General features: G+C 47.2%; 24 protein-coding genes. 5 read left to right on the top strand and 19 right to left on the bottom strand.

Annotated features, from left to right (window positions below; all coding sequences use genetic code 11):
• Positions 1-9: 9 nt before the first annotated feature.
• The 3 genes from VKA52_RS16910 to VKA52_RS16900 are packed head-to-tail and all read right to left on the bottom strand — an operon-like array spanning position 10 to position 4,324.
• Entirely contained in the window at positions 10-1,506 is a 1,497-nt protein-coding gene (locus VKA52_RS16910) for an aldehyde dehydrogenase family protein (protein WP_160915834.1), read from the bottom strand.
• Positions 1,503-3,149 (bottom strand): thiamine pyrophosphate-dependent enzyme, encoded by a 1,647-nt coding sequence (locus VKA52_RS16905; RefSeq protein ID WP_326316544.1) that lies wholly within the window; start codon positions 3,147-3,149, stop codon positions 1,503-1,505. The genes VKA52_RS16910 and VKA52_RS16905 overlap by 4 nt, the downstream gene beginning before the upstream one ends.
• A 5-nt stretch (positions 3,150-3,154) precedes the next feature.
• Entirely contained in the window at positions 3,155-4,324 is a 1,170-nt protein-coding gene (locus VKA52_RS16900; protein WP_160915830.1) for an aminotransferase class I/II-fold pyridoxal phosphate-dependent enzyme, read from the bottom strand.
• Positions 4,325-4,559: 235 nt separating this feature from the next.
• Between VKA52_RS16900 and VKA52_RS16895 the strand changes: the two genes are divergently transcribed.
• Together VKA52_RS16895 and VKA52_RS16890 are read left to right on the top strand one after the other, a co-directional pair.
• A complete protein-coding gene (locus VKA52_RS16895) occupies positions 4,560-5,747 on the top strand; it encodes a CaiB/BaiF CoA transferase family protein (RefSeq protein ID WP_326316543.1) in 1,188 nt (395 codons plus the stop codon).
• Positions 5,748-5,759: 12 nt separating this feature from the next.
• Complete coding sequence (locus VKA52_RS16890) at positions 5,760-6,947, top strand: acyl-CoA dehydrogenase family protein (protein WP_326316542.1); 1,188 nt, start codon at positions 5,760-5,762, stop codon at positions 6,945-6,947.
• A gap of 122 nt (positions 6,948-7,069) precedes the next feature.
• On the opposite strand, the gene VKA52_RS16885 is transcribed toward VKA52_RS16890, so the two are convergent.
• Together VKA52_RS16885 and VKA52_RS16880 are read right to left on the bottom strand one after the other, a co-directional pair.
• Positions 7,070-7,315 (bottom strand): hypothetical protein, encoded by a 246-nt coding sequence (locus VKA52_RS16885; protein WP_326316541.1) that lies wholly within the window; start codon positions 7,313-7,315, stop codon positions 7,070-7,072.
• A 108-nt stretch (positions 7,316-7,423) separates the two neighbouring features.
• Entirely contained in the window at positions 7,424-8,029 is a 606-nt protein-coding gene (locus tag VKA52_RS16880; RefSeq protein ID WP_326316540.1) for an HNH endonuclease, read from the bottom strand.
• Between the two features lie 313 nt (positions 8,030-8,342).
• Here VKA52_RS16880 and VKA52_RS16875 point away from each other — a divergent pair, with 313 nt between their 5' ends.
• A complete protein-coding gene (locus tag VKA52_RS16875; RefSeq protein WP_326316539.1) occupies positions 8,343-8,546 on the top strand; it encodes a hypothetical protein in 204 nt (67 codons plus the stop codon).
• A gap of 11 nt (positions 8,547-8,557) precedes the next feature.
• Here the strand turns inward: VKA52_RS16875 and uvsE are convergent, their stop codons facing one another.
• The 9 genes from uvsE to VKA52_RS16830 form a co-directional block, all read right to left on the bottom strand.
• On the bottom strand, positions 8,558-9,526 hold the full coding sequence (gene uvsE / locus VKA52_RS16870; RefSeq protein WP_326316538.1) for a UV DNA damage repair endonuclease UvsE: 969 nt from the start codon (positions 9,524-9,526) through the stop codon (positions 8,558-8,560).
• A 135-nt stretch (positions 9,527-9,661) separates the two neighbouring features.
• Positions 9,662-9,826, bottom strand: coding sequence for a hypothetical protein (locus VKA52_RS16865; protein WP_326316537.1), 165 nt, complete (start codon positions 9,824-9,826; stop codon positions 9,662-9,664).
• Between the two features lie 113 nt (positions 9,827-9,939).
• Positions 9,940-10,578 carry a class D sortase gene (locus VKA52_RS16860; RefSeq protein ID WP_326316536.1) on the bottom strand — a complete coding sequence of 213 codons (639 nt, stop codon included), beginning with the start codon at positions 10,576-10,578 and terminating at the stop codon, positions 9,940-9,942.
• A 60-nt stretch (positions 10,579-10,638) separates the two neighbouring features.
• Complete coding sequence (locus VKA52_RS16855; protein WP_326316535.1) at positions 10,639-11,547, bottom strand: DUF6612 family protein; 909 nt, start codon at positions 11,545-11,547, stop codon at positions 10,639-10,641.
• Positions 11,548-11,885: 338 nt separating this feature from the next.
• Complete coding sequence (locus VKA52_RS16850; RefSeq protein WP_326316534.1) at positions 11,886-12,566, bottom strand: DUF421 domain-containing protein; 681 nt, start codon at positions 12,564-12,566, stop codon at positions 11,886-11,888.
• A 127-nt stretch (positions 12,567-12,693) separates the two neighbouring features.
• On the bottom strand, positions 12,694-12,957 hold the full coding sequence (locus tag VKA52_RS16845) for a hypothetical protein (protein ID WP_326316533.1): 264 nt from the start codon (positions 12,955-12,957) through the stop codon (positions 12,694-12,696).
• A gap of 11 nt (positions 12,958-12,968) precedes the next feature.
• A complete protein-coding gene (locus VKA52_RS16840; protein ID WP_326316532.1) occupies positions 12,969-13,418 on the bottom strand; it encodes an NUDIX hydrolase in 450 nt (149 codons plus the stop codon).
• A gap of 149 nt (positions 13,419-13,567) precedes the next feature.
• A complete protein-coding gene (locus VKA52_RS16835; protein ID WP_160915807.1) occupies positions 13,568-13,852 on the bottom strand; it encodes a hypothetical protein in 285 nt (94 codons plus the stop codon).
• 63 nt (positions 13,853-13,915) lie between these two features.
• Positions 13,916-14,752 carry an alpha/beta fold hydrolase gene (locus VKA52_RS16830; RefSeq protein WP_326316531.1) on the bottom strand — a complete coding sequence of 279 codons (837 nt, stop codon included), beginning with the start codon at positions 14,750-14,752 and terminating at the stop codon, positions 13,916-13,918.
• 206 nt (positions 14,753-14,958) lie between these two features.
• On the opposite strand from VKA52_RS16830, the gene VKA52_RS16825 reads away from it, so the two are divergent.
• Positions 14,959-15,597, top strand: a complete 639-nt coding sequence (locus VKA52_RS16825; protein WP_160915803.1) for a FusB/FusC family EF-G-binding protein — start codon at positions 14,959-14,961, stop codon at positions 15,595-15,597.
• Between the two features lie 44 nt (positions 15,598-15,641).
• Here VKA52_RS16825 and VKA52_RS16820 read toward each other — a convergent pair whose 3' ends face one another.
• Both VKA52_RS16820 and VKA52_RS16815 read right to left on the bottom strand, forming a co-directional pair.
• Positions 15,642-17,075, bottom strand: a complete 1,434-nt coding sequence (locus VKA52_RS16820; RefSeq protein WP_326316530.1) for an MDR family MFS transporter — start codon at positions 17,073-17,075, stop codon at positions 15,642-15,644.
• A 39-nt stretch (positions 17,076-17,114) separates the two neighbouring features.
• Complete coding sequence (locus tag VKA52_RS16815; RefSeq protein ID WP_326316529.1) at positions 17,115-17,657, bottom strand: GNAT family N-acetyltransferase; 543 nt, start codon at positions 17,655-17,657, stop codon at positions 17,115-17,117.
• A gap of 129 nt (positions 17,658-17,786) precedes the next feature.
• Here VKA52_RS16815 and guaC point away from each other — a divergent pair, with 129 nt between their 5' ends.
• Positions 17,787-18,770 (top strand): GMP reductase, encoded by a 984-nt coding sequence (guaC, locus tag VKA52_RS16810; RefSeq protein ID WP_326316528.1) that lies wholly within the window; start codon positions 17,787-17,789, stop codon positions 18,768-18,770.
• A gap of 31 nt (positions 18,771-18,801) precedes the next feature.
• On the opposite strand, the gene VKA52_RS16805 is transcribed toward guaC, so the two are convergent.
• The 3 genes from VKA52_RS16805 to VKA52_RS16795 all read right to left on the bottom strand — a co-directional run bounded on the left by VKA52_RS16805 (position 18,802) and on the right by VKA52_RS16795 (position 21,847).
• Positions 18,802-19,272 (bottom strand): GyrI-like domain-containing protein, encoded by a 471-nt coding sequence (locus tag VKA52_RS16805; protein ID WP_326316527.1) that lies wholly within the window; start codon positions 19,270-19,272, stop codon positions 18,802-18,804.
• Positions 19,273-19,379: 107 nt separating this feature from the next.
• Entirely contained in the window at positions 19,380-20,801 is a 1,422-nt protein-coding gene (locus VKA52_RS16800) for a glycosyltransferase family 2 protein (protein ID WP_326316526.1), read from the bottom strand.
• Entirely contained in the window at positions 20,798-21,847 is a 1,050-nt protein-coding gene (locus VKA52_RS16795; RefSeq protein ID WP_326316525.1) for a HEAT repeat domain-containing protein, read from the bottom strand. The genes VKA52_RS16800 and VKA52_RS16795 overlap by 4 nt, the downstream gene beginning before the upstream one ends.
• Positions 21,848-21,862 lie beyond the last annotated feature (15 nt).

The following is a 21,862-nucleotide window of genomic DNA, read 5'->3' as shown; positions in this document are numbered from 1 at the left end:
TCTGTAAAATTACTCGACATCGATTTGGGCACGCTGCAGTTTCCCGCTGAAATCGACGTACACCGCTTTCCATTCGGTGAACACATCGAGGGCAGCCACTCCAGAATCCCTGTGGCCATTTCCGGTCCCCTTCGTCCCCCCGAATGGCAGGTGGATTTCAGCTCCTGTCGTCCCTGCATTCACATAAACGATGCCTGTATCTAAATCCCGCTGAGCGGCGAATACCTGGTTCACATTTTGTGTGAAAATCGAGCTCGATAAGCCGAACTCCACACTGTTGTTGATTTCAACAGCTTCCTCAAAACTTTTCACAGGAATCAAGGATACGACCGGCCCGAATATTTCTTCCTGGGCGATGCGCATATCCGGTTTCACGTCCGTGAATAACGTCGGAGCAAAGTAGTTTCCTTTCTTATGATCGCCGTTCTCCATGATATAGCCGCCAGTCAGAAGTTTCGCTCCTTCTTCTTTCCCGACACTGATGTAGCTTTTCACTTTTTCAAGACCTGCCCGGTTGATGATCGGTCCGACTTTGATCGATTCATCCAGTCCATTTCCGATCGAAAGTTTGGCGATCTCCTTCTGCAGGCGCTCTTCCAGTTCATCTTTCACCTTTTCATGAACCATGACGCGGCTGCAGGCGGTGCAGCGCTGGCCGCTTGTCCCATAGGCACTCCACAGAATGCCTTCCACGGCTAGGGACAGGTCGGCATCATCCATGACGATCACACCGTTTTTCCCGCCCATTTCCAGGGAAACTTTCTTGAGACGCTGGCCGCATTTCCCTGCGATGCCGCGACCAACTTCATTCGATCCTGTAAAAGAAATGACGCGGATGTCGTCCTGCTCGATCATCGCTTCCCCTACTGTGGAACCCGAGCCGAACACGACATTGATGACCCCTTTCGGCAGACCGGCTTCTTCGAAAATCTTCGCCAGTTCATAGGCCATGATCGGAGTTTCTGTTGCCGGCTTCCATACGACCGCATTTCCGGCAACGATCGCCGGGAAGGACTTCCATGTCGCAATGGCGATTGGAAAGTTCCACGGGGTGATGATACCGACGACGCCGACGGGCGCGCGGACGCTCATCGCAAATTTATCCTTCAACTCTGAAGGTGTCGTCTGCCCGAACAGTCGGCGTCCTTCCCCTGCCATGTAGAAGGCCATGTCGATGCCTTCCTGAACTTCTCCACGTGCTTCTTCTATGACTTTTCCGTTTTCCATCGTCAACAGCTGGGAGAGACGTTCTTTGCGTTCTTTCATAATTAAACCGACGCGGTACAACACTTCTGCCCGCTGTGGTGCTGGCACGAGTGCCCATGTTTTCTGCGCTTTTTTCGCTGCCCTTGTCGCTTCTTCTACATCAGAAGCGGCAGAGAGAGGGACGTGCACCAACGTTTCGGATGTCGCCGGATTGACGACGGCTGCCGCCTTGCCGGAAGACGGGTCCAACCATTTACCATCTATGAAATTCTTTAACTGCTCCTCATGAATCAATGTCACTTTGATTCTCCCCCTTTTTTTCTTAATTGGTTGATCGTTTTCGATAGTGAAATCTGCTCAGGATCTGTTTCTACTTCAATCACGACAGGCTTGTCCAGAACCAGCGCCTGATCAAGCGCGCGTCTGAACTCTTCCTGTGTTTTCACATAAAAACCTGCCGCCCCCAGATTTTCCGCCACTTTTGAAAAGGCGACCTCCCCTAAATCGGTACCGATGACTTCGCCCGGGTAATGGATTTCCTGATGCATACGGATCGTTCCGTACATCCGGTTATTGAAAACGATGCTGATAATCGGAATGTCATATCTGACGGCTGTTTCCATCTCCTGCAGCGTCATCATGAATCCCCCGTCCCCGGAAAGTGAGACGACCGTCTTGTCAGGGTCAGCAAGCTTCGCTCCCAGAGCTGCCGGCATGCCGTACCCCATCGCACCTGATGTTGGTCCTATATATCGATGTTTCTTAAATTGAAAATACGTATGCAGCCAACCGGCGAAGTTTCCCGCATCGTTCGTCAGGATACTGTCTTCCGGCAGGTTCTCCTGCAAAAGGGAAATCACTTCCCCGTTCAATGTTTTGCGACCTTCTGTCACGAGCGTCGCCTCGTAGGCTTTCCGTCTCGCGCTTGTCCAAGCCCTCAAATCTCTTCCGTAGGCGGCAGCTGCTAAAGCCTCGAGCATTTCGTTGGCATCCGCAACAATCCCCACATCCGGAGGGTAGACTTTGCCTAAGACCTCGTCATCGATATCACAGTGGATCAAGGTCTGCTTTTTTAACAGCGTATAGTCCTGTGTCGTGACTTCCGAGAGTCTTGTCCCAATTGCGAGCACTGTATCCGCTTGAGAAATCGTCTCTAGAATATTCGGATGGGTGCCGAGCCCGAGATGTCCGCAATAGTGGATATCATCGTTCGGAAAGACATCATGACGTCTGAACGCACTCACAATCGGAGCTCCCCATTTATAAGCCAGTCGCTTCAACGCCATTTCTGCACCCGCAAGCTTCACTCCCCCACCCGCTAAAATCAGCGGACGTTCCGCTAAACGGAGGCGGTCGACCACCTCGATGACTTCCTGATCCGATGGCTTCGGTGCCGGCCTTTTCACAACAGGTCCGAATGACATGAGCGCTTCTTTTTTCAAGACATCTTCGGGCAAAGCAAGGACGACGGGTCCCGGCCTCCCGGTCATAGCGATCCTGAGTGCTCGTTGGACAAATTCTGCTGTCCGGGGCGGTTCGCGGATTTCAGCCACCCATTTAGCGATCGGTCTGAAAAAAGCTTCAAGATCGACTTCCTGGAAGCCTTCACGTCCACTGAAGTTCGTGTGCACCTGTCCGAGGAGAACGACCATCGGTGTGGAGTCCTGATAGGCCGTATGAACACCGATCGCAAGGTTGCTTGCACCGACGCCTCTTGTCGCCATCACCACGCCCGGACTTCCACTCGCTTTGGCGTATCCTTCCGCCATGAAAGCGGCCCCGCCTTCGTGTCTCGCCGAGATGAGATCCACGTCCGGCTCTTTTAAAATGGCATCCATCACAGGAAGGTAGCTCTCCCCTGGTACACAAAACACTTTGGAAATGCCTTGCCTCTTCAGACAGGAGACGATGGCTTCCGCGCTCGTCATCTGACGTTCGTCCATGGACTTCAGCCTCCTTTCATCGCTTTTCTCATTCGTATCGAAGCTTCATGCAGCCGCTCGATCGGAACAGAGAGGCTCATTCGGAAATAACCTTCTCCTTTCTGACCGAAAGCTGTTCCAGGCGTAAGGATGATGCCTGCTTCGTCGAGCATTTTTTCAGAGAATTCCTGCGAGGTATATCCTTCTGGCACACGCGCCCATAGAAAGAAGGTCCCCTTCGGTTTTTCCGCCTGTATATTCATCCCGTTAAAGGCGTTCATCATAAGATCGAGCCGCTGCTCGTAGGTCCGGTTGTTCGCTTTTACCGATGAAAAATCACTCCGCAGCGCTGTAGCACCAGCTAATTGGATCGGTAAAAACTGACTCGTATCCATGTTGCTCTTGTACACACTGAGCGCACGGATCAGCTCCTGATTGCCGACGACATAGCCAAGCCGCCAGCCGGACATATTGAACGTTTTTGAAAGCGATCCGAACTCGACAGCGATTTCCTTCGCGCCCGGGACCTGTAATAGACTGGGAGCCTTGTAATCCCCGAACGTCACGAGATCGTAGGCGGCATCCTGGATGAGTGAAAGGTGATGTTCTTTCGCAAAGCGCACCGCTTCCTCAAACGTCTCAAGATCGACCGTTCCGCCTGTCGGGTTGTTCGGATAGTTGAGCAGCATCATTTTCGATCTGGAAACATCCCTTGGAGAGATTTGATCGAACAAGGGTGCATAACTGTTTTCTTCATCCAATGGAAATCGGACGGTCACTCCATGAGCAAGATGGATCGCTGATTGATAGACAGGATAGCCCGGATCCGGTGCAAGCACCCCGTCCCCCGGGTCGAGGACAGCACTGATCAAATGAGCGATTCCTTCTTTCGATCCAATCAGGGTCAGCACTTCCGTCTCTGGATCCAAATCCACGTCATAGTGAGATCTATAGAAATCCGCGACGGCCTCTCTGAACTCCCGGCAGCCGCCGTACGGGGAATATTTGTGGTTCTTCGGTTTGCGTACCTCTTCGGTCAAACGGTCGATGATGAATGGCGGTGTGGGTAAATCCGGGGCCCCGATGCCGAGATCGATGACATCAACCCCCTGAGCGGTCAACGCGACTTTCTTTTTATGAAAAATGGAAAACAAATAGGGTGGCAGGCTCTGCACCTGCTTCGAGCTTTGGATCATGGAAAGACCCCCTTCAAACAATGTGGTTGTCCCATCGCTCTATCCTATTAATCCATCCATGATTCTATGAAACAAAGTTTTCAGGTCATCTTTTCCAAATCGCTGCATATAGTGTGATATAGCCCGTCAAGGACAACTCCCCTATCTGAATTGATCCGTGTTTCCCAAGCCAGTTGGATTCATACGTCGTATGGGTTCTTCTGGCTTTTTCTATCGTGAAAGGGTGTGATGAGTGGTGACCGCCGCATTGGAAGGCATCCGCGTCCTGGATTTGACCCGGGTTCTCGCGGGACCTTATTGTTCGATGATCCTCGGAGATCTCGGCGCTGAAATCATTAAAGTCGAAGCTCCCGGGGGCAGTGACGAAACCCGTACATGGGGACCTCCCTTCAAAGAAGGGGTGAGTGCTTATTATTTATGTACCAACAGAAATAAGAAGAGTTTGACGCTGGATTTGAAGTCTCGTGAAGGAAAAGAAGTGTTGGAAAAGCTCGTCAGAGAAAGTGACGTTGTCCTCAATAATTTCAAGACGGGAACGATGGAGCGGCTCGGGTTCGGGTATGACCATATCAAAGAAATCAACCCGCGCATCGTCTTCTGCTCAATTACGGGGTTCGGAGAGACAGGCCCCTATCAGCACCTGCCCGGCTATGACTTCATCATCCAGGCGATGAGCGGACTGATGAGCATCACAGGGGATGACCAATCTGGTCCCCAGAAATTAGGTGTGGCCATCACGGACATCCTTACCGGTTTGTATGCCTGCATCGGTATTCAAACGGCTCTGTTAGAACGAGAACGATCCGGATATGGTCAAAAAATCGATCTGTCTCTATATGATGCAGCCGTCAGTTCCCTCATCAACATCGGGAGCAATTTTTTAATGACCGGAAAAGTCCCTCAACGGCTCGGAAACCACCATGCCAACATCGTGCCCTACCAGACGTTCCGTTCCCGTGATGGTGAAATGGTGATCGCTGTCGGGAATGATCGTCAATTCGCCCACCTATGCGCCGTCGTCGGACAACCTTCGCTTGCTTCGGATCCTTTATTTTCTACCAATGCAAAAAGGGTGGAAAACAGAGAAGCGCTCTCAAATATTTTGCAGGAACTTTTTTCACAAGAAAAAACGGCTTACTGGCAGGACCGGTGTCAGGAGAAGCACATCCCTTTCGGCCCGATTCAAACACTTGAAGACGTCCGTAACGATGAGCAGTTGAAAGCCCGTGACATGTTCCTCAACCTTGAGCATCCGAAAGCAGGTAATGTGGAGATGATCGGCAGTCCACTGAAACTCTCCCGCACGCCGGTGGATTACAAACAGCACCCGCCGGATGCTGGTGAACATACAGAAGAAATTCTTACAGGACTTGGGTACGACAAAAATACGATCCGCAAGTGGAAAAAGGATCACAAGGTTTAAGGAGTGAACGAAATGAACTTCGATTTCAGTGATGAGCAAGTGATGTTAAGAAAAGCGGTCCGAAGTTTCGTCGACCATGAAATCATGCCCAATATTGGCGAGTGGGATGCGAAAGGACACTTCGATCAGCAGACGTTGAAAAAACTGGCGGGGCTCGGTCTGATGGGTGTGTGCATTCCAGAGACCTATGGCGGAAGCGGGATGGATTACAATTCTCTCGCGATTGTCTGTGAAGAACTCGAGCGTGGAGACACGGCCTTCCGCACAGCCGTTTCCGTTCATACCGGCTTGAACAGCATGACACTCCTGCAGTGGGCGACAGAATCCCAGAAACAGAAATACTTGGTTCCACAGGCGAGAGGTGAAAAAATCGGGGCTTTCGGTTTGACGGAACCGGCGGCAGGTTCGGACGTTGCCGCCTTACAGACGACTGCGACCCTCGACGGTGATCATTATGTACTGAACGGGCAGAAAACATGGATTTCCCTCTGTGATGTGGCCGATCACTTTTTAGTGTTTGCTTATACGGATAAGAGTAAGAAACACCACGGGATTTCCTGTTTTATTGTGGAAAGGACCTATGAAGGATTCTCATCGAAAGCCACGAAAGGAAAGCTCGGGATCCGGGCAGGCAATACAGGCGAATTGTTCTTTGATCAGATGAAAGTACCGACAGAAAACCTGCTCGGAGACGAAGGGGACGGCTTTAAAATCGCCATGTCCGCCCTGGACAGCGGCCGGTTCACGGTTGCTGCTGGTGCCTGCGGACAGATCATGGCTTGCCTAGAGGCGAGTGTAGAATACTGCCATGAGAGGGAAACGTTCGGAAAAGAAATCGGAAAGCACCAGCTCGTCCAGCAGATGATCGCGAAGATGGAGGCCGGTTTACACATGAGCCGCCTGCTCGTCTATCGTGCAGGTGCATTGAAGAACAAAGGGGTGAGAAACACGAGAGAAACATCCCTTGCCAAATGGCAGGCGTGTGATTTCGCCAACCAGGCGGCCGATGATGCCGTGCAGATCCACGGGGCATACGGGTATTCCAACGAATATCCCGTCGAACGTTATTTAAGGAATTCTAAAGCTCCCGTCATTTATGAAGGGACGCGGGAAATCCATACGATTATGCAGGCGGAATATGTACTTGGATATCGGAAGGACAAACCACTCAGTCAGATGCTTCCGGCTTGGGAGGGCTAAGTTGAAACGTGCGTGGATCATCCACGCACGTTTTTTCTTTATGTAAAGTCCGCTAACCAGGGAAGCTCTTCTAAGATGCATACTAAAAAGCCAGCTTTTTCCGCTGACTTTTGAAGGCACATTTAATTGCGTTTAAGAAGAACAACAAAACCTAATAGTATACAAATGGCTATAGCCAGTATAGGAACGGTCGTTAAAATCGTGTTTCCACCCCAACCGATCCCTGGCCCATCCGCTCCGGATATCGATGCCGATACATGAGCAGCTGACATTTTAATGGCTGTGATCAGCTCACCAATGGAGTACGCGATGACTCCGGTTAATAAAGATAGCCCTACCAATAAAACTCCTAAAGCACGGTTGTTCATATGACTTCCCCCTTGACTCTCATCTGTGCACATCCCTTAGAACCTTAACATAAAATCAATGGGTGAAAAATTATGGGGGTCGTTCCACTCTTCCGTTTTACTAAGAAATTAGAGCAAAGAAGACGAACCTTTATGATTCTGCTCATAAAGCAACCCTTTTTCATCGAGATTCGACTCAATCTCACTCGCTAATGGGACATTGTCACCAATCACGAATTTCCAATCCTGTGCCATAAGGAACGCTTCCTTCTCTCTCCACTCCCGCCATTCTATTAAATCCTCCATAGACCTTTTAACAGGTTCGACCGTACTCCTGGCTAATTGATTTCGATAATGTCTTGTGAAGTCTTTTTCCGTACAATCATTGACCTTGATAAAATGGCGCTTTAATTTCCTCATGACAAAATCACTCGTATTCACGGCTTTCGTTCGATGCCCGACATGGTGAATATGCTTCAAATCATGGCACGACCTGCACAAAGACTGGATATCGTTTAAGATTAAAAGGTACTTCTCCTCGTCATATTGCCAGACTTCATGCGCATGCAATTTCTCTTCATCATGAAAGCCACAGATTTGGCACTGAAAATCACTTTTCTTCAAGACATGGTGCCTCACAGCCTTCCACAAGGAACGAGGAATGGAATCCCTTACCGTTTTATTCTGCGCATAAGAAGGCTTTCGGATCTCTATGGTTAACTTATAATCAGACATAGCAACCTCCCTAAGATTCCAGTTGATAAAATTGGGTCATGAACCATTTATATCCTTATTATATCACGCTGCATCATCGACACTACGGTTGGAAACGAGCTCTCTTTTAATGTATGTTCCATAAAAAAAGAGCCCCGCCTCCTACTTAACGCTTGTAGAAAGGGGGCAATTCTCTATTCAACGTTCCATCATCTTCATCCGCACTTTTCTAGATGATATCCTCATTTCTTCTCTGCCAACATTAAGGCAGACCATTAATTTAGAGCATGTTATGTATCCTTCTGCATAAATCTTTAAGAAGGAGGCGATGCGTGTGGGAGATTTAATTCCTTTTCCTAAGAGAGAACCTGCAGAAGTCATCGTTCTGACACCGGAAGAAAGACAGGAATTCGCTCACCTGACTTATGAACTGATGAAAGAAGACCGACTCATCCCTTTTCTAAGAATCAAACGTCGTCTGAAAAAATTGATTAAACGGGGCCTTGAACGTGCGAAACACCAGGATTCTCATAAGTGAGTCTGGTTCAGTTATCCTTTCCAAATAAACGAACTATCATCCTGCATCTCAACTTCCGGATGCTGCTTCAACTCTTCCACAAGTCGGAATAACGCTTCATCCTTCTGCTTTGCTTCAATCATACAGTCGATTTGGTCTGTGGAGCCATTCGTTTTCTTTACAAACTCGAGGAACATTTCTGCATCCACAAAATCCGCATGACTTTTGAAATCCTTTTCGCTTTTCGGACTGGAAATATGCATTTTCACAGGAAGGGGTGAATGACGCCAAGTATCCACGACACGCGCCCAATGATCCTCCCATTTCTCCCCTTCATGGTTGGCATAATGATGATGGAGATCAAAGACGAGAGGGATGTTCAACTTTTCACAGACATAAAGACCATCCGCTAACGTGTAGGAGGTATCATCATTTTCAATCATGACGGTCTTTTGAATGCCTGAAGGGACCAGGGCCCAATTTTCAATGAACCGCTCCAGCGATTTTTCCTTATCCTTGTATCTGCCTCCGAGATGGAAAACACAACGATGAGTTGGATCTAGACCCATATGATGAAGCAGCAGGTAATGATACTTCAGCACGCCCATCGAAGCTTTGAAAATTCCCTGATCCGGAGAATTGATGACAACGAAGTGATCGGGATGAAAATCCAGCCTCATCTCATTATCCACCGCATACGCTCCCAATTCCCTCAAATCTTCCTTAATCGGATTCAAATAATCCCACCCCTGTAGCTCTTCATGTGTAGCAAGAGGCACAAGCCGTGAACTCAATCTGAAAAAGTGGATATCATGAGCTTTATTATGTTTCAGTAACCGCAGACAGTTGTGAAGGTTGGATTTCGCAATCCGTTCCAGCTTCCGTCTGGCCGCCTCCTCATCACGAATCTCTGAAAATCGTTTATAGGTCATCGTTTGAGATGGCGAAGCGTTTTGCAAATGGACACTCATCGCTACATAACCGAGCCGGTACAAAGTCATGATTTCACCTACTCCCCGTTTTCCTTAGCTTGTGCGAAAAGCCTTTCGCTTATGTAGGTAAAGGAGTTAGTCTTGTTCACCTCTCACAAACAGATCCGTATTCGTCCATTCAGATGTGCTGGACATGATACATTGCTAAAAAGATAAGGAGAGGCATAACCCCATGACCAACAAAGGCAGGAATACAAAAAGCACGATCCATAACTTCACATTCCGCTCATCAGAGAAAAAGCTTTTTCTTGTGATATAAATGTAAACAATCAACCCTAGGATACCTATGAATAGAAATAATGCAGACATTTACAAACCCTCTTTCTTCACTAATGATCACTAAGGTTTATAAAGGACCCGCGTTGGACCCACAGGAAAAGTTCGATTATGTTAAGTACTGATGAGCTTCAGTTACTGCCAAATCACTCGATTTCCTGCACATCGACTAATCTTGACTGTACAATAAACCTTTCCGGGGCACTCCCTATGAAATCAAAAGGATAACAGGTCGTTAATGTAAGCGTCGGATCCTCATGATCAACGATGACCGAGCGGTCGTCTTCATCCGTCACCCATGTTTTCTCCACCTCATACTTGTACCTTTTCCCTTCATATTCATAAAAAAGCGGGGCGCCTTTTTCAATTTCCCCAAGCTCTGTGAAAACGGTCTCACGGTGTCCGCTCAGGACGGTATGACGCTTCTCATCAGGTGTCGTTGTCCACTTGCTTATGAACATCCCTACCCCTTGATGAAGCGACTGTTCATCCGTGCCCCAATAGGTGGCATAGCCTTTATTCAAATGAGGAATGACCAGTCGCCCCACTTTTTCACCATCGTCAAACATATGTAGTTCATTCGAATATCGAGGGGTTTTCGTTTTCTCTTGTTTTTTAACAACCACAGGTTCAGGTTTCTCTGCCTGTCCCTGGGAGTGCCATTCGTTGATTTCCTCTTCGGTCACCTTTTCAACAGCCTTCGTAGAGTCCCACCATTGAAAGGTGAAATATGCAGTGCACGACAAACCGATCACGACAAGCATGTAAAGGACTTTGTTCAGCATGATGGCCTCCTCATCTATGGAAAGATTGAAAGAGCCAGGCCTGAGCCCGACTCTTATTTTTTACTGCAAGGATCTCTTTCTCACGAACAAAACACTTCCGGCAAGCAATACTACAGTTGCGCCAAGTAAAGCATACATCAAATCCGGACTTGCGGTATCAGGCATTTCGCCTCCGATGGCATCTTCAATCGGTTGAGCCTCATCCAGCACCTCTTGTGGAATTTGAATTTCTCCGACACCATTAAAGTTTTCCAGTGTCATTTCAGTTTCCTGAGTGATCGGCATCGGCTGGCCCTCTTCGGTTTCGATTTCCATTTCCAAATGAACGTAGCTGGAAGTTAAATAGTGATTTTCTTTGTCGATCGTCATTTTATAGGTCACATCATTGATGGTCATTTTATCAAGGATTTCTTCACCCAGTTCTTTTAACCCCTGCTCACCTTCACTGGAACCCATACCTTGCTGCAGCATTTTCATCGACATTTTCAAAAGTTTCTCCCCGTCACCCTCATAATGGAGGACGTAGGAATCGTCACTTTCTTCCACACTCATATCCTCAGCTAATGGAAGCGCCTGTGCCATCTGCCCTTCCGCAAGCATCGACTGCATCATTTCCTGACTGGAATCGTCAGAGAGCTGGACCCACCCTTTTCCTGGCAGTTCACTGTAGTAGCCTTCTTCTGTAAAATAAGACTCCGTCGTCTCTCCTGCCAATTCTGTTTTCAAATAGATGGCGAAAGGATCCATAGTCACATCGGACATCGTTGTGGTTTCCATTCCTTCTCCTTCATTCATCATCGGCATTTTCGCCTTGGAGACTTGTTTCATAGAGTAGCTGTCCAGGTTTTTCATCGCTTCATTCGATTTCTTCAACACGTCTTCTGCTGACATGTCCGCAGCGAATACCTGAAGAGGAAACAGGAACAGCACCAGAAAACTCAACAACAACAGGTTACACTTTTTTAACATCCAAACACTCCCGAATTTTATTCGGTAAAAAAAGAGGCTGGTCTATGTAATGACAAAAGCTGACTTCCACATCCCACTATTTTCCACCTAACTCCCTATATCCTTTCTCCCACAAAATTAAACACATTTTTCCAAATTCCTGCAAAAGAATGGCCCTCCTCATTTTGACGAAGGTTGACCATAAAAAAGCAGACAATCGCTCGTATTGTCTGCTTAAGTCCTGTTATTCTCCGGCTGGACTATCATTCTGAAGGACGGATGGCTATGGTTTCTTCCTGCTTCTACCGGCGACATGCGCATTCTCTTTGCAGTAAAAAGCTTCTCAAAAAAACATAGACCTATTCTACTGTTTCTACAAAGATCGTCCCATCAGGATTGACCTGTGCAACCAGCACTTCCTTCACATTGGAAATCCCATGCGCCTGCAGTTGATCCTGCAGCCAGGCTTCACTGTAACCACTGGCATTCAATTGGTGACGGAGAATTTTCCCCTGGACCATGACCACGTGTGAATATTTTGCAGGGGCTGTTTCTAACTTCATATCACGAGAGGTGACAGGGGTTGCCTCTGATTTTCTTAGAACACTTACAGAACCATCCGTTTCCAAGATCGCTGTCTGAACATCACTGAACTGGAACACTCCCGCTTTTCTTAATTCAGCAATGAGTTCATCGACATTGAATCGCACTTTTTTCATATTCTTTATAAGAATTTTCCCATTGTCCATCAGCAGCGTAGGTTGACTGTTCACAAGCTTTCGGATCGTCAAACTTTTAAGTGTGAGATAGTCAATGACAAGAACAAGGGCTGCGAAGGTCAGTAATCCAAGCGCACCTCTGGAGAGCGTCACATTATCAGCAAGGAAGGTGGTAGCAGTCATTGATCCCAGCGTGATGCCTGCGATGAAGTCAAAAAGCGTCATTTGGGAGATCAGCTTCTTGCTTAGAATTCTCGCTAAAACGTACAATATAATAAAAACGATGATACCTGTTCCGACGAATTCCAACCACTCATTCATAAGCGTCCTCCTACTCTTCTCTTATTATTTCATTTTCCCGTCACAATTATGTTGAACAGGAGAGTATAAGGGATACATTTCCAAAATAAAAAAACAGCAACCTTGAATGGTTACTGTCCTGTGTCCGTCAGCCTCCTTTCGGCTCCGGCAAATATTTTGTGAAAAATGCTCCGGTAATAAAGCAAACACCAAGGATGAACCAAGTGGCAATGCCTCCGAATTCAAATAGATAGGAAAACAAGGCCACTAATGGTGCAATAACAAAAGCCCCCGGCGTCACGTAGCTCTTCCAGCCATATTCCTTCTTCAAATTTTTCCTCTTCTTGTAAATCAAATAAATATAACCCGCTACTAAAACAACGGTTATGACCAGCATCAACAGTTCAAGCATCGAATCCCCCGTCATCTATGTTTTTTCAAATATGGTTCCAAATAATCACGGTATTCCCTGGTTAGATCTGCGGGTAGATGATTGATAGAAAAGAAATTGATTTGATGGGATTCTTCCTCATCCACCTCTACCTTTCCTTTGTACTCGTCCGTCCTGTAGACCGCCGTCACCGAGTACAGTTCATCTCCATTGGAAATCTTAAAAAAGTAGTCTTCTCCTGAAAAGATATCCAGTAGTTCAAGTTCCCCTACATGGAGGCCGGTTTCTTCTTTCACTTCACGTCGCGCCGTTTCCTCCAAACTCTCGCCGAGCTCCATTAAACCCCCAGGAAGTCCCCACCCGCCATCTTTGCGATGTTGGAGTAGAATCTTCTGCTGATCATTGACGATAATCACAACAGCCCCGGGTAGAATTAACGGTCTTGTTCCTACTTCTTTTCTAAGCTCTTTGACATACTCCATTTAGAATCCCCCCTTAATGGGTCTCTTTCCTTTGAAACCTCTGTGCTATCCCTTCATTCATTCAAATCGAATCATCGTTTATGTATGTGTGCCCTATCAAAATGGAAGAAACGAAACTTTCATCCCCATGATCCCCTCTCCCTTTTCCTTTATGGGATCAATAACGCGCCGAGCACGAAGACACCAGCAATGTAAAAGCCGATCAGCGATCCCCAGGACAATGGTTTTCTCATGAACACGACGACCTTCCGCAGCCAGCGGAACAAGGTATACATCACCAGAAACAAGAGGCTGTAGCCGATGAAGCTCCACCCCTCACCGATAAGGATGACCATCGTGTTATGAAAGAGTGTAAACAAAAGCATGAACAATAGAAACCACAGCTCTTTGAACTTCGCGAAGTCACTTCTTCTTTGTTGTTTATCCTGCTGCATCCCTAATCTCCTTCCTTGTTAAAACGCTGTCATCATGAGTAACTTTACCACTCTCCGTTTGTGCTAGTCAAAGTAGTCGGTAATCATTTGCCTGTATTTCAGTCGCTCTTCAAGATGAGGGTAGTGATTACTCTCTAGAAACCTATGATGGACAGCACCGGGAATAGCTTCGGCGATTTCTTCCGAATAAGAAGGTGGACACTGGACATCATGCGCACCAGATACAACCATCACCTCGGCATCTATGAGTTTCAGCTTCCTTGTCACATCAAACGTGTGAAGCTCTCGGGAAAAGAAGTTCATGCGGACGGCTGACATCTCCTTTTCAATCCCTTGATTAAAATAGCGTTCATAATTTTGAGGCTTCCATAAGGAAAGTTTTGTTCGTTCAACGGTTAATTCTTTTCTTGCTTCAGAGGAAAGGTCTTCTTTTTTCAACCCCTCGATCATTGACTGCATGTTATGGAATTCCGGGTGGGATTCATTATAAATACAATCCTTTGAAAACGTCATATACTCTCGTGCAGCTGCATTAGCAATGATAAGTGTGTCCAGGCTCCCCGAGAAATAGATCCCATACACACAAGCAAGCATGCCTCCCGTAGAGTGACCGGCAAAGTCCCAGGATTCATACCCTAATGTACTTCGGATGGCTTCAAGATCGAGGACACTTTCAAGCATTGTCAGTTCGTGAGGGGCCGAAGCCTTATCAGAGCTTCCACACTCTTTCAAGTTTATTAAGTAGACGTGATGGCTCTCTACAAAAGCTCCTGCAAAATAGTCTCCCGTTTCGTTGAACTCTGAATACAAATGAGTGACCGCAAGCGGGCGCCCCTGTCCTTTTTCAAAAACTTCGAAAGTACCGCGGCTGGTTTCTACCATCGTTCGTTTCCAAGTCATCTTCCTCCCCCTCCCATGTCTTACAGGTACTTCTACGATTCCCCACGGGTAAATGTTTCATCATTTCAGCTTTTGGTACTGGTATCTAATCAAAGAATCCAGGTGTCAGGTTTACTGCTCCCTTATGAACCTGGGAGGCTTAACGTTTGATTGAAAAGACGCGCTCTGAAATAATAAGAAGAAAATCAATGAACGGGGGTTTCTTTATGGAACGATTTATCCGCTCCGATCAGTATCATTTTATAAAAAATCAGGCTCATAACCTGTTGAACAGTCATATGACAACGAACGATGCCTCAGTCACTCAGGCCTTACAATCGATCACGCAGGAAAAGGTGCTGGATTTGTTTACAGAGCTTTCATCAGAACAGGAACAAATGATTGCACAAGCCAGTGACGTCAAAGACGAAACCGATGCGATCCTTTACTTTTCCCGCCTGAAGCAGTACGTGGTCCCTTTTCCAAAACTGTCAGAAGCTGATATTCAAAAATTGTTCCCGAAAGTGAAAAAGCTGAGGGTGCCGGCAATTCCGAATGAAGAATGGACCGAGCTTTCTTATATTGGATGGAACGATGTATCAGCAAACAGAAAATACATCATTACTACCGTGGACGGTGAACTTACAGGGTTGTACGGTCATTACAAACCATTAAGACAGAAAAGCATTTGTTCGCTTTGCCATGAGCATGAAAAAGTGGGCATGTTCACAGCTACCTTCAAAGGGGAAAATAAGGAGGAAACAATCAGCCGCGGGAACTATATCTGCCATAACAGCCAGAAATGCAATCAGAACATCCAGTCCCGTCAACCACTTGAATCCTTCATCAAACGGATGCAGGCATAAAAAGAAGCAGGACCATTCCTTCTTGGAATGGTCCTGCTTCTTTTTTATTGCTGTTCTGCTGAATAATCCGGTGCGACCGCTTTTCTGATGAACAAAGCCACCACAAAGGTGAGGACGGCAAGCCCTAAAGCGAACCAATACGCCTGATGGACCCCTGCTGTCATCGCCTGTTCCATGACTTCGCCTGTCACGTCTCCTGATACATCATTCAAATAGCTTCTCTCTCCCTGAGTCATGATGCTTACGAAAATGGAAACGCCAAGGGCTCCACCAATCGGCTGCAAAGTATTTGCGATCGCCGTTCCGTGCGGGTATAAATGCTTCGGCAGTTCATTCAACGCATTCGTCTGAGAAGGCATGAGCACCGCTGAAACGGCCAGCATCAATAACACATACGCCAGAATAAAGGACCATACAGGAATGGAAGGCCCGATGTTGCTGAAGAAGATCATGACTCCTACCAGCACTAGTGTACCCGGGATGATTAGTTTCCTTGGACCGAATTTATCAAAGAGCGTCCCCATCACCGGAGACATCAAACCGTTCAATAAGGCACCGGGAAGCAGCAGCAACCCAGCTGTCTTCGCTGAAAACCCTAAAGGTCCCTGCAGATACATCGGCATGACGATTTCAGAAGCGAACATCGCCATGATGACGATCACGAAGATCGTAATCCCTTTTGCATAACTTTTATACGTAAAGACACGAACATCCAACAAAGGTTCTTCCAATTTCAATTGCCGGAGGACAAAAAGAGTCAAACTGAGAAAAGCCACGCCTAAAATGATGAGGATGTTGAGAGAAGAGAATCCTTCTCCACTTTCCCCTGCGCTGCTGAACCCATAGACGATGCCCCCGATCCCGATCGATGACAGGACAATCGAGAATAGATCCGCCTTCGGACGCGTCACTTCCCCAACATTCTCCAAATACTTCACGGCAAATAATATCGAAAATAAGGCAAACGGAATGACGGTGATAAACAACCATCTCCAGCCCAGGAAGTCTACAATGACGCCTGAGAGCGTAGGCCCGATGGCTGGGGCAAACATGATGACAAGACCGAACGTCCCCATGATCCGGCCACGGACTTCCGGTTCATAAAGCAGTAATAAGGCATTCATAATGACAGGGATCAATAGCCCCGTCCCGACCGCCTGAATCATCCGTCCTGTCAATAGCATCGGAAAATTAAAGGCCGACGCTGCAATGATTGTTCCTGCTAAGAACACAGTCATCACACCGATGAACATCTGTCTTGTTGTGAACCATTGGATCAGCAACGCAGAGACCGGCATCAACACACCCATGACGAGCATGAACCCGGTGGCCATCCATTGGACCGTAGGCGCATCGAGACCGAACACCTCCATCAGCTCCGTAAGTGCAATATTGAGCAGCGTCTCATTCAGGACGGCAAAAAATGCCCCGATCATGAATGTCACGAGTATGATTTTTCTATTGTATTGCGTTTCCATCTTTATCCCTCTACTTTTCTTTATTTATAATCCAACCATTTACTTCTTCCATTCTTCCGCCAGGATTCCATAGATGGTGTGATCGACATAATGGTCGTACAGCCATTCCGCACCCCTGATGGTGCCTTCCTTCTTGAATCCAAGACGCTTCGGAATCGCCGCGCTTTTTTCATTGCCTTCCGCTACACGGATTTCCACTCGGTTCATGTTCAGTTCCAAGAATGCATAGTCCGTCAACGCCTGGGCCACACGTGTCATGATTCCTTTCCCTTGGAATTCCCGACCGAGCCAATAACCGATTTTCACGATTCTGTTCGTGTGGTCGATTTCATTGAAACCTGCCGTACCCGCAATGGCACCATTATAGAGTACCATAGTTGTCATGCTTTTGTTTTCTGAAAAGCCTTGCCTTCCTGATTGAATGAATGATTTCGTGTCTTCCACAGTTTTCGTTGAATCCAGCCATGGCAGCCATTCACGCAAATGCTCACGGGATCCATCCGTCAGATGAAAGAGCGCATCCGCATCTTCCGGACCTGCAAGTTTGAGTGACAGCTCACGATCGATCTTATGTACAAACATACTTCCCCCCCCTTTTTTCATCATTTTACCATGAACCTTTGACAACAGAACAAAGATAAGGTAAATTACTAATGTACGAACAATAATTTTAATTAACCTTTTAAATATTCGGTTTTAGGAGTGAAATCCATGGAAAATGTATTTGATTACGAAGATATCCAACTAATTCCCGCGAAATGTGTCGTAAACAGCCGTTCGGCCTGTGACCCATCGGTTAAACTCGGCAACCATACATTCAAACTGCCTGTCGTACCCGCGAACATGCAGACGATCATTGATGAAACCATTGCTGCTCAGTTAGCACAGGAAGGTTACTTCTATGTGATGCACCGTTTTGAGCCTGAAACTCGTTTGTCTTTCGTAGAAAAAATGCACAGCGAAGGATTGATCGCTTCCATCAGCGTCGGTGTGAAACCTGAGGAATACGAATTTGTCCAGATGTTGGCTACGAAAGAACTGGTGCCGGAATACATCACGATTGATATCGCCCACGGACATTCCACGGCGGTCATTGATATGATTCAGCACATTAAACAGCACCTGCCGGAAACATTTGTGATTGCTGGTAACGTCGGAACGCCGGAAGCCGTCCGGGAACTCGAAAACGCTGGTGCGGATGCCACCAAAGTCGGGATCGGTCCAGGGAAAGTTTGTATCACGAAGATTAAAACCGGCTTCGGCACAGGAGGCTGGCAGTTGGCAGCCCTAAGGTGGTGCGCGAAAGCAGCAAGCAAGCCTGTCATCGCTGATGGCGGCATCCGTACACACGGGGACATCGCCAAATCCATCCGTTTTGGAGCCACGATGGTCATGATCGGCTCTCTGTTCGCAGGCCACGAAGAGTCCCCTGGTGACACAGTAGAACGAGACGGTAAGCTTTACAAAGAATACTTCGGTTCCGCTTCTGAGTACCAAAAAGGGGAAAAGAAAAACGTTGAAGGCAAGAAAATGTTCGTGGAACATAAAGGCGCCCTTCAGGATACGTTGACGGAAATGGAACAGGACCTGCAATCGGCCATCAGTTACGCCGGCGGCACGGATCTTGACAGCATCCGCCACGTCGATTATGTCATCGTCAAAAATTCCATTTTCAATGGAGATAAAGTCTATTAAAAAAGAGCCCCGTGAGGGCTCTTTTTCTATTCTATGCTTTGATCGGAATGTAAATATCAAAATGGGGGTCCTCGAAATCCCGGTCAACCGGATACTTTTCGAATTTCAACGGCAGTCCATCAAAATATTTCGTACCAGGTTCAAGGTAGGGCTCCCCATTCCCTTCCCGAAACCATTGGTAAATGGCAGCGTAGGTTTCACCGATGTCTCTGCCTTTCGGGTGATGGACGTTCAAATATGTGTGTGGCGGTACGCTCATTTCTTCATACACTGCCTGACTGAGCCCGAGGTCCACCTCGAATCCGCTGAAATGGACAAAACCATTTTCAACTGTATGAATCGATAAACCCCACTGGAATTCTGGGTCTACAGGCTTTATTTCTTCTTTTTCGTTCTCTACCTTTTTAATCACTTCTTTTAATACAGGGACTTCTTCATACTTTCCTTCCCATTTACGTCCCCGGACCTTAAACGCGGGTAAATCAAGAATCGTGACTTCCACGACATGACCTCCTTTACTTATCCATAGATTCTCCATGTCTGAAGTCATTTCCTTCAGAAATCTGTTCATAGAACGATGGATTTTAAGATTCAGGCCAAGGAGGCTACCTAATAGTCCTGTGATAAACCCTTCCGGTTCATATTCCCCCAGGAACTCTTTCTTTTTGATAGAAACAGGAATAAACCTTCGCACCTCCACCATACCAGGAGTGGCCGATACCAAAAGCTTTCGGAGAGAGCCCACCCATATAACAATAGGACACTTTTCGGATCAGGGTTTTTATGATAGGTCCACTCCTCCAGTAAAACGGCGAGAGAGGAGATCATAGAACCATAGAAGACGGTCAACAAACTGACGACGATGGTTATTTCGATCGATACAAATGAAAAGAAAATCCCGGAAATGATGATGAAGTATCCGATCATTTCAAAAATCGCACTCAATAGTTCGACGAAAAGATAATAAGGGAGCGAGAACATGCCGATCCCCTTGTATTTTGGATTGAAAATCATTTCTCTATGCTTCCAAAGGGTTTCCGCAAGCCCTTTCTGCCATCTCTTCCTCTGCGCTCTCAAGGAAGAAAATGTAGACGGAGCTTCTGTCCAGCAGACGGGATCCTGGATATACTCAATCCTCTGCCGTGACTTTTCATCTTTCAACGACCGATGGATGCGGACAATGAGTTCCATATCCTCCCCGACGGTATTCGAATCATACCCTCCTGCTTTAATGACTCGATTTTTTTCAAAAACACCAAAAGCCCCCGAGATAATTAACAGGATGTTCAGTTTGGAAAGTCCTAGTCTGCCAATTAGAAAGGCGCGGAAATATTCCACGATCTGCATCAGGAGCATCGGCTGTTTCGGTAAACCGATCCGTTCGACAACCCCTTTGATGATTTTGGAACCATTAGCGATTCTCACTGTTCCGCCGGTCGCTGCAACGGCACCGTTCGAATCGATGATCGGTTTCATCGTCTTCAACAGTGCATCACGGTCGAGGATCGAATCCCCATCGATCGCTGCGAAATAAGGATATTTGGAAAAATTGATCCCTGCATTGAGGGCATCCGCTTTTCCCCCATTCTCTTTTCTCAACAGGTAGAGATTCGGATGGGTCGTCGATTGATAGCCTTCCAGGATGTCCTGGGTTTTGAAATGCCGCCGGACGGCGAGTTCCATTCGTTCCATAGCAAATGTATCGATCATACGCTTGGCTGTTTCATCCTTCGAACCATCATCAATGACGATCACCTCGGACTGAGGGTAATTCAGGGCCAACATTGACCGGGCCGTACTGACGACACCGACCTCTTCATTATAAGCAGGCACCAGGACGGAGACCGGAAATGTATCTGTATTGATCGCGGTATCCTCAATGAGTTCCTCCCTATGAAGCCCCCGCTCTTTCCTGATATTAGGACTTGCGATCAAAAATAAAGCGAGGTAGACGACGGCAACGACGATCATATAAATAATGACGAGGTACCCCATCATTTCCAATGTGGTATAGAACAGATCAACATTCATATCGTATCCCCTACTTTCACTGTCAAATGCTGCCTTGCCATGGACCGTGCGAATTTATCCTCATGATGCTTGTGTGTATAATCCAGCAGCCGTGTTCCATCCGGGAGGTTTTTCATCGCTTCGCACGCCGAATACCTTACCCACCAGTGAGAGTCTCCCGCCAGTTTAAGCAAGGCATCCTGGGCAGATGCCAATTTTAGACTGCCCGCTATTTTAGCTGCATACATCCGCTCCTCCCAAACGTCTGACTCGTAGAACTTCTCCAGCTGATGGTGATCAGTGCAGGCCCTCAATTCCATGAGACTTCGAAGAGCTTTGAGACGTATTTCTTTTGAAGGGGATAGAAGCATCCCTTCAATGAATGGAAGATAATCCAAAGAGCCCTTCTCTCCACAGAATGAAACGATCGCCAGATGCACAGGGGCAGGCACTCTTCCTGGTTCATCTTCTACCACCTTCACCATCTGTTGAAAGAGGTCCTCTTCGAAACGACGCAGGACTTGCTTGACAAGACGTTGAGGAACCGTTTCCTGTTCCAGCAACCATCGAATGATACGCTCGTCCTGGAAGGAAGCAAGCACCCTCACCGCCTGCCTGTATTCTTCGTCCATTACCGTGAGACGTTTAAAATAGTCCCAAACTTCGATTTTCATATCCATCATGCCGAAATCTTCTATATAATGAAGGGTGTTCACCCGTTGGGACCAGCTTCCTTTTTTCAAATAAAGACGATAGGCCTGAGAAAGATACGTCCGCGCTGTTTCGCGCACTCTCGTATAATCGGTCCGCCCCTTCGCCTGGTCCACAAAGTGATTCAACAGCCGCTCGACGAGCCGAACGCGGTAGCGGATGTCGCTTGGAAGCTCAGGACACTCCTCTGTTTCCCTCTCCAAGTATTGAAAGAATGGCTTTTCGCAGGTTTCTATGTACGTTAAAATCAATCGTTCATCCTTCAAACTATGGATCTTGGAAAGGACCAGGCCTCCCAACAGAAACAGTTGAATGATGAATAGTAGAATCACAGTCCATATGACAACAGAGACCAACACAATCCCTCCCTA

The sequence above is a fragment of the Halobacillus sp. HZG1 genome, from assembly GCF_035818575.1.
Taxonomy (GTDB): Bacteria; Bacillota; Bacilli; order Bacillales; family Halobacillaceae; genus Halobacillus; species Halobacillus litoralis.
Note: the sequence above shows the minus strand (reverse complement) of the source record. Positions and strands in the feature narration are given on the sequence as shown.

Coding starts and splice junctions, on each gene's coding strand:
- guaC (WP_326316528.1), top strand. CDS start 17,787: ATGGAAAATGTATTTGATTACGAAGATATCCAACTAATTCCCGCGAAA.
- VKA52_RS16825 (WP_160915803.1), top strand. CDS start 14,959: ATGGAACGATTTATCCGCTCCGATCAGTATCATTTTATAAAAAATCAG.
- VKA52_RS16860 (WP_326316536.1), bottom strand. CDS start 10,578: ATGCTGAACAAAGTCCTTTACATGCTTGTCGTGATCGGTTTGTCGTGC.
- VKA52_RS16905 (WP_326316544.1), bottom strand. CDS start 3,149: ATGGACGAACGTCAGATGACGAGCGCGGAAGCCATCGTCTCCTGTCTG.
- VKA52_RS16855 (WP_326316535.1), bottom strand. CDS start 11,547: ATGTTAAAAAAGTGTAACCTGTTGTTGTTGAGTTTTCTGGTGCTGTTC.
- VKA52_RS16885 (WP_326316541.1), bottom strand. CDS start 7,315: ATGAACAACCGTGCTTTAGGAGTTTTATTGGTAGGGCTATCTTTATTA.
- VKA52_RS16880 (WP_326316540.1), bottom strand. CDS start 8,029: ATGTCTGATTATAAGTTAACCATAGAGATCCGAAAGCCTTCTTATGCG.
- uvsE (WP_326316538.1), bottom strand. CDS start 9,526: ATGACTTTGTACCGGCTCGGTTATGTAGCGATGAGTGTCCATTTGCAA.
- VKA52_RS16820 (WP_326316530.1), bottom strand. CDS start 17,075: ATGGAAACGCAATACAATAGAAAAATCATACTCGTGACATTCATGATC.
- VKA52_RS16830 (WP_326316531.1), bottom strand. CDS start 14,752: ATGACTTGGAAACGAACGATGGTAGAAACCAGCCGCGGTACTTTCGAA.
- VKA52_RS16865 (WP_326316537.1), bottom strand. CDS start 9,826: ATGTCTGCATTATTTCTATTCATAGGTATCCTAGGGTTGATTGTTTAC.
- VKA52_RS16850 (WP_326316534.1), bottom strand. CDS start 12,566: ATGAATGAGTGGTTGGAATTCGTCGGAACAGGTATCATCGTTTTTATT.
- VKA52_RS16890 (WP_326316542.1), top strand. CDS start 5,760: ATGAACTTCGATTTCAGTGATGAGCAAGTGATGTTAAGAAAAGCGGTC.
- VKA52_RS16900 (WP_160915830.1), bottom strand. CDS start 4,324: ATGATCCAAAGCTCGAAGCAGGTGCAGAGCCTGCCACCCTATTTGTTT.
- VKA52_RS16845 (WP_326316533.1), bottom strand. CDS start 12,957: ATGCTTGAACTGTTGATGCTGGTCATAACCGTTGTTTTAGTAGCGGGT.
- VKA52_RS16815 (WP_326316529.1), bottom strand. CDS start 17,657: ATGTTTGTACATAAGATCGATCGTGAGCTGTCACTCAAACTTGCAGGT.
- VKA52_RS16840 (WP_326316532.1), bottom strand. CDS start 13,418: ATGGAGTATGTCAAAGAGCTTAGAAAAGAAGTAGGAACAAGACCGTTA.
- VKA52_RS16835 (WP_160915807.1), bottom strand. CDS start 13,852: ATGCAGCAGGATAAACAACAAAGAAGAAGTGACTTCGCGAAGTTCAAA.
- VKA52_RS16800 (WP_326316526.1), bottom strand. CDS start 20,801: ATGAATGTTGATCTGTTCTATACCACATTGGAAATGATGGGGTACCTC.